We start from the raw sequence: 6,798 nt of genomic DNA, 5'->3' as shown, positions 1-6,798 counted from the left end.
TGAAATAACTGTTTTAATTGATAAACTGGATGATGCGGCTTCATAGTAGACTCCTCCTTTATTGGTTTTACTCTATAAATACCAACAAAGAAGGAAGTATAACCCTATATTTTTTCTTAAGTTGACGCCTATGGCCTTGAGACCCCGGACAGTATGCCTTAATTTCTGAAAAGTACACAGAAATTAAGGCAAAGCAAACCCTTCGCTGTTCACTTGGCTCAAGCCGAGCCCATGGGAAGGCATCCCCAACTGGTGCTTCCATGCCCTCACACTCACACATTCACTCACCACACCCAAAACTCTTGCTCTTGAACTTAACCATATTCAAAGACAACAATAACTAACACACCACCTTCAGTAAGTGATTCAACTACCTCCACTATCCACGTAGGATGGAAGCGGAAGTTGGGGCGACTCCTGGAGGATCAGCGTGAGTTCGAGACCCTGGACTGAACGAAGTGAGGGAAGCGGCTCGGGCCACGCCCTCAGGAAAGCGTCCCCAACTGGAGCTTCCATCCCCTCATACTCACAAATTCCCTCACCACTCCACCACTCTTGCTTTTGAACTTAAATAAGTTTAAAAGCAACAATAACTAACACACCACCTCCAGTAAGTGATTCAACTACCTCCACTATCCACGTAGGATAGAAGCAGAAGCTGGCGGCGAGTGCAAAGATGTGCTCCTAACGCTTCGCTTTTACTCGCAAGTACCGTTCTTCGTTACGGCTCTTCCCACGAGCCCATGAGAAAGCGTCCGCCTGGAACGTCGATCAACGGTACCCTCCCCCAGCAATCACTTCATCTTTATACATTTCAGCATAAAAAAAGCCCTCATCCGCTTCTTAGCAGACAAGGACTCGTTTTACTTATTTACCAATCATGCGTACTAAATTTAACAACGGACGATAATTCGCCCCTGCCAGACCAATCAACTCTACAAACAGCTCAATCACAATCAGCATAACGAAGATCAGAAGCAACGCGCCCCACACGGTTGCTTGTGAGAACAATACAGCAGCTGCTCCGAATAGAATCGCAATACCATAAATCGTCAGCACAGCTTGTCTATGCGAGAACCCTACGCGCAATAAACAGTGATGTAAATGCGACTTATCTGCCGCTGTAATAGACTGCTTCATGCGAACTCGTCTTACAATCGCAAAGAATGTGTCTGAAATAGGAACACCTAGCATAATAATTGGAATAATTAGGGATACCACTGCAACATTCTTAAAGCCAAGTAATGCCAGAACCGAAATCATAAATCCTAGGAATAGCGATCCAGTATCGCCCATAAAAATTTTCGCCGGATGGAAGTTGAACACTAAGAATCCAAGCGAACTAGCTGCCAATATAGAAGCGGTTGCAGCAACGAAGACATCTCCCATTAATAAAGCCATTACCGTAATGGCAATGAGCGCAATAGTGGAAACACCTGCTGCTAAACCATCTAATCCGTCAATCAAGTTGACAGCGTTCGTGATTCCGATGATCCAAATAATCGTGATCGGAATACTTAAATAACCAAAGTCGAGTTGCCCAAGAAAAGGCAAGTTGATGAATTCAATTTGTAAGCCGCCCCATAGAACAACGACCAACGCAGCCGCTAGTTGGCCTAACATTTTTGCTTTTGCTGTGATTTCCAGCATATCGTCTAAAAAGCCAATCATGACGATCAGTACTGCACCGATTAGGATGCTTACTGCGTGCTCGTCTTTCGGCAATAATATAGCATATCCAATAATAAACGCTCCGAAGATCGCGAGCCCGCCGATTCTAGGCATGATTCTCGCGTGAACTTTCCGATAATTGGGGCGGTCAACCGCACCGATCCGATACGCGAATTTGATGACTAGCGGTGTTAGTATAATTGCAGCGATAAAAGCTACAGACATTGCAATGAATAACATGTCTTTCCTCCCCAATTAGCATTAAGTACATATCGCCTTTTAGTATAACATGATTGTTGCTAGTTTTCATCCTTTAGTACGCATTACTTATCTGTTCCCTTACTTGCTTACATGCAAACACTATTAAACACCGCCACGACGAGGATTTAGCCATTTTTACGCGCGGTAAATTGTCATAAATCTATTGTTCTTCTCTTTCTATATATAGATAGTCTTTTGTCGGTCCTTTTGGTAAAATAGATAGGAATCTCTCATTTAAATAGAGATTTATAAAGGAGCGTCTAATTCATGTTAAAAATCTTTAAACGTAGAACTGGAACGAGTGAACGTCAGTTGCGTAAATACCGCAAAATTGTGGAGCAGATTAATTCACTAGAACCTAAATATATCGCTATGTCTGATGATGATCTTTCTGGAATGACAGATCAATTCAAACAACAGTTAGAAGACGGCGCAACCGTCGAGACCATTATGCCGGATGCATTCGCAGTTGTACGTGAAGCATCTAAACGGGTTCTCGGTATGCGCCATTTTGATGTGCAACTAATCGGTGGAGCTGTATTGACGGAAGGTAATATTGCTGAAATGCCTACCGGTGAAGGTAAAACACTTGTCGCTTCCCTACCTTCCTATGTACGCGCGCTTGAAGGTAAAGGCGTCCACGTCATTACAGTCAATGATTATTTAGCAAAACGGGACTTTGATCAAATCGGTCAAATTCATCGTTTCCTTGGATTGACTGTCGGCTTGAATGTTCCGATGATGCAAGGGCCCGCTAAGCAAGCCGCTTACGAAGCAGATATTACGTACGGTGTAGGTACAGAATTCGGCTTCGACTATTTACGAGATAACATGGTGCAGCACACGTCTCAAAAAGTGCAGCGACCTTATCATTTCGCTATTATCGATGAAGTCGACAGTGTCTTGATCGACGAAGCAAAAACACCATTGATTGTGGCAGGCAAAACGCAAGCCGATGCAGACCTTCACCATATCGCAGCTCGCCTAGCCAAACGCTTTAAAGTGGAAGAAGACTTTGATTTTGACGAGGCAACAAAGGCAACTTCTCTTACCGAACAAGGTATTGAAAAAGTCGAAAAAGCATTTGGTATCGGAAACTTGTATGATCTAGATCACCAAACTCTTTATCATTATGTCATCCAGGCTGTCCGTGCATTCGTCATCTTCAAGCGGGATGTCGATTACATCGTACGAGACGGAAAAATTGAACTGGTCGATATGTTCACCGGCCGGATTATGGAAGGTAGAACTCTATCTGATGGTCTTCACCAAGCAATTGAAGCTAAAGAAGGCGTCGATATTACGGACGAAAATAAAGCACAAGCTCAAATTACCATTCAGAACTACTTCCGTATGTATCCAAAACTTTGTGGAATGACGGGTACTGCGAAAACTCAGGAGAAGGAATTCCGTGAAGTCTATAATATGGAAGTAATCCAAATCCCGACGAACCGCCCACGTGCGCGAATCGATGCTCCAGATTTCGTTTTCAGAACGACAGAAGAAAAGTATAAAGCAGTAGCAAAAGAAGTAGCCGCTCGTCATGCGAAGGGCCAACCCGTATTAGTCGGTACTACTTCCATTCTTCAGTCCGAAGCAGTTGCCAAGTATTTACGTGATGAAGGATTGAAGTTCCATCTATTGAATGCGAAAAGTGTCGAGCAGGAAGTTTCATTGATTTCCGAGTCTGGTCAAGCGGGCAATATTACCGTCGCTACGAATATGGCAGGTCGCGGAACGGATATCGTACTTGGTGAAGGCGTGGAAGAAAACGGTGGACTATTTGTATTAGGTACAGAAAAACATGAAAGTCGCCGTGTCGATAATCAGTTACGCGGCCGTTCAGGTCGTCAAGGAGACCATGGCGAAAGTCAATTCTATCTCTCTTTAGAAGATGAAATGTATATCCGCTTCTCTCCTGAAGAACTCGAGAAATTCTTGACGAAAGTTCGCACGGATGAGAATGGTAAAGTACTGAACCCTGAAGTAGATGAACTGACGGAACGTACACAACGGATCGTGGAAGGCGCGCACTTCTCTATGCGTGAATATAATCTAAAATTAGATGATGTGATCAATGATCAGCGTGAAGTTATCTATTCCTTACGCAATCGCGTACTCGAAGGCAATGACATTTTCGATAAACTCAAGACGATGTTGTCGGAAACGGTTGAGTTCGTCGTTCTAGATAGTTGCCCAGATAATGAAATTGCTGATAACTGGGATTTCGATCGTATCGAACGGACGATGAACGCACTTTTACTGACGCCGGTCAAGCTTCCTAATTCATTAGATAGAACTGCAGATATAATGAAAGAGTACGATGAAGAAATGGCAGAGTTGTTTGCATTTATCGACACGTTCACTGATAATGAACAAGTGAGTCAACTGTTGCCACAAGTCATGTTGAGCTATATTGACACGATGTGGGTTAAGCATTTGGAAGTGATGACTCGCCTCAAAGAAGGAATTGGATTGCGTTCATACGGACAAGAAGATCCTATGCGTATTTACCAGCGTGAAGGCTTGCAGTTATTCGCCAAGCACTATCAACGCCTGCGCCGGGATATTGCGTCCGAAATTATCGCATTCATGAAGCAACTCAATACAAAACAGGAGGTTTCCCAATGAAACTCTTCAATTTATTCAAAAAAACCGAAAAAACCGGATTGGACAGTACAGTCGAATCCGAGGAAATTTTAGAATATGGCCAAGCAGGTTCAGGCGACGAAGATATCGAAACAGAACTATCTCTTCATGAGCAATGGAGCCTAACACAGGAGCAAGAATATGTTTTCCGTTTTCTTGCAAATGAGCAAGAGCCTTTAAAACCAAATCAAATCTCCTTGTCAGGTATCGATATCGATTTGGAGCCAACAAACGGTAGCTGGTTAGTTAAAGCATTTTTCCGTTCTTCACTGGATCAAGCGATCACTGTAGGCGAAATTGAGTTATTATTACTTGATGAAGAAGGCAATACAGCAGCATCTGCAGAGTTCGATTTGAACGAGTTAGGTGAAATTCCAGCGCGCAGTGCACGACCATGGGTATTCGTTTTCGAAAAGAAAGATCAATTGGTAGAAGAAATCCCTGCAACGAACTGGAAGCTTGCATTCAACGTTCATTCGATGATGCCACACCAATTGGAACTTGCACCAACATGGGAAGAACAACTCCCTGCTGAGCAAAAAGAAGCGTTATCTAAAATTGTAAGCGATCTTCCAAAATTGAAGCCACGCGAAGTGAATATCGCAGGTTTCCAAATCCAATCACAAGATGAAGGTACGATTGCAGCTTCCGTTTTCGTTCGTAACGGTCACTCCAAACAAATCAATATTGAAAAGTTACCGCTTGAATTAATTGATGCAACAGGAGAATTGGTAGCACGAGGAACATTCGACCTCAATCCTCCACTTTCCGTGAAAGCAAACAGCACGACCCCTTGGACATTCATCTACCCTAAGGAATTAGTGAAGAAAGATGAACCGGATTTCTCTCGTTGGACAATCCGCGTTCCACAAGACGCAACTACTTAATACTTGCCGGATAAGATTGGGAATCCCCTCTCCTATCCGGTATTTTTTCGTAAAAAACATCGATCTTCCACATAGGAAGATCGATGTTTCTTCTATTAAATACCTGCAACACGCTTCGCACCTATATAGCGCTTGCCCCAGTACGTATCATTTACTCTATCCACACGCACACCTTTTGATGTAGAAGCATGTGCGAACTTGCCATTTCCAACATAGATTCCCACGTGTGAAACACCGCGTCCTGTTGTGTTAAAGAATACTAGATCACCATTGCGTAGACTCGATTTCTTCACAGCACGCCCTGATGCATACATTGCACTAGAAGTTCTCGCTACTTTTAAACCATTTTGCTTGAATACATAACCAACATAACCTGAGCAATCAAATCCTGCTCTCGTTGTACCACCATAGCGATATTTGATACCCGTTAAGCTAGTTGCTGTTTTTGTGATATTCGTTGTTTTACCGGCTGCATCTGCTTGTCCAGCAAATGGTGAGACGATCAAAAGTGTAGTAAGTGCTAGGACTGAGATAGCCTTTTGTAATAGATTCATAAGTTCCTCCGCGACAGTATGTATTTTTAGTAGTTTGCTTGTCTGTTTATGTATCTCATCTTAGCATTGTACAAACTTATGATTTATTACAGTAATGTAACAAGGATGTTTCAAAGTCGAATGGTATATTACACTTGAAATATTTGTGTCTAAAATTGACAAAAGTAAGTACCCATTTTGTTGAGGACGTCGCTCGACTTATTTTTGGATTCTGAAGTTAGCAAGTGTTCACTTTCTGGACCCGCGCAGGCACGTGGGGGATTGCCTACAGCCATGAGCCAGCTGGCGATGGTGCTGCCAGTTGTCTCATGGCCACGGCCTACCCCGCAGTTGTGCCTGCGCTACTTTGGGGAAATGATTTAGTTTGTGTTTCTAGCAAAAAGAAAAACAGTGACATGGTGATAGCTATCATGTATTTCTTGCTCACTTTTTGTTTGGGGCGTCGCTCGACTTATTTTTGGGTTCTGAAGTTAGCAAGTGTTCACTTTCTCGACCCGCACAGGCACGTGGGGGATTGCCTACAGCCATGAGCCAGCTGGCGATGGTGCTGCCAGTTGTCTCAGGGCCACGGCCTACCCCGCAGTTGTGCCTGTGCTACTGTGGGGTAATGAATTAGTTCGTGTTTCTAGCAAAGAGAAAAACAGTGACATTGTGATAGCTATCATGCATTTTTTGCTCACTTTTGTTGGGTACGTCGCTCGACTTATTTTTGGGTTCTGAAGTTAGCAAGTGATCACTTTCTCGACCCGCACAGGCACGTGGGGGATTGCCTACAG

4 protein-coding genes are annotated in these 6,798 nt (G+C 43.5%); 2 read left to right on the top strand and 2 right to left on the bottom strand.

All coding sequences use genetic code 11. The annotated features are described in order from the left end of the window. Positions 1–867: 867 nt before the first annotated feature. On the bottom strand, positions 868–1,911 hold the full coding sequence (locus tag CSV73_RS16100; RefSeq protein WP_085132953.1) for a glycosyltransferase family 4 protein: 1,044 nt from the start codon (positions 1,909–1,911) through the stop codon (positions 868–870). A 288-nt stretch (positions 1,912–2,199) separates the two neighbouring features. On the opposite strand from CSV73_RS16100, the gene secA2 reads away from it, so the two are divergent. After that, complete coding sequence (gene secA2 / locus CSV73_RS16095; protein ID WP_085132952.1) at positions 2,200–4,563, top strand: accessory Sec system translocase SecA2; 2,364 nt, start codon at positions 2,200–2,202, stop codon at positions 4,561–4,563. Then, positions 4,560–5,468 carry an accessory Sec system S-layer assembly protein gene (locus CSV73_RS16090; protein WP_085132951.1) on the top strand — a complete coding sequence of 303 codons (909 nt, stop codon included), beginning with the start codon at positions 4,560–4,562 and terminating at the stop codon, positions 5,466–5,468. The genes secA2 and CSV73_RS16090 overlap by 4 nt, the downstream gene beginning before the upstream one ends. A gap of 95 nt (positions 5,469–5,563) precedes the next feature. Here CSV73_RS16090 and CSV73_RS16085 read toward each other — a convergent pair whose 3' ends face one another. Beyond that, positions 5,564–6,022 carry a C40 family peptidase gene (locus tag CSV73_RS16085; protein ID WP_085132950.1) on the bottom strand — a complete coding sequence of 153 codons (459 nt, stop codon included), beginning with the start codon at positions 6,020–6,022 and terminating at the stop codon, positions 5,564–5,566. Positions 6,023–6,798 lie beyond the last annotated feature (776 nt).

The organism is Sporosarcina sp. P1 (genome assembly GCF_002743155.1).
Taxonomy (GTDB): Bacteria; Bacillota; Bacilli; order Bacillales_A; family Planococcaceae; genus Sporosarcina; species Sporosarcina ureae_B.
The sequence above is the reverse complement of the archived record's forward strand: the minus strand, read 5'-3'. Positions and strand labels throughout refer to the sequence as shown.